This window comes from Aeromonas sp. QDB62 (assembly GCF_027705695.1).
GTDB classification, from domain to species: Bacteria; Pseudomonadota; Gammaproteobacteria; order Enterobacterales; family Aeromonadaceae; genus Aeromonas; species Aeromonas allosaccharophila.
Window position 1 is genome coordinate 1 of sequence record NZ_JAPDCD010000156.1, and the last position, 511, is coordinate 511.

The following is a 511-nucleotide window of genomic DNA, read 5'->3' on the forward strand; positions in this document are numbered from 1 at the left end:
GGTATTAGCTGGTCAAGGATGGCGATCATACCTCAGAAGCCGCGCCACGCCTCGCTCATATGAGGGGATGGTTAAGGCTAATCATGGGTAATCAGGTTTATTTATAAATTGATATTGGATCTGCCTGATTGCCAATTCAATAAAAAATACAGCAATCAATAAAAAAATTGAAATTGTGATGAGTTGTGGAGTGTGTGATGTGTAGGCATATGCAATTAATGCAGACCATAAGCTTAATCCCCAAGCTCTTAAATTCCATGCAGATTCACTATTGCTCTTTGATAGCATCTGTAGTGTTTCCCAGCTTTTTAGTAAGATATTAACTTGGATTTCGACACTCATGTTCGTCCTCAAGATATGCTTCTCAGCAACTTTTTCAGTGCTTTTGCGTGACTGTTTTTTGATAGTGAAGAATGGATTACAAGGGATAGGCTCAGGGCGAGAGCGTGAACATATTGTTAAATTGACTTCAATTCAGCCAGCCCTGAATCCAATACCTTTTCCAGATATG

1 protein-coding gene is annotated in these 511 nt (G+C 39.5%); it reads right to left on the minus strand.

The features are described from left to right. Positions 1 to 81: 81 nt before the first annotated feature. A complete protein-coding gene (locus OKC27_RS22875; RefSeq protein WP_270806768.1) occupies positions 82 to 342 on the minus strand; it encodes a hypothetical protein in 261 nt (86 codons plus the stop codon). Positions 343 to 511: the final 169 nt, after the last annotated feature.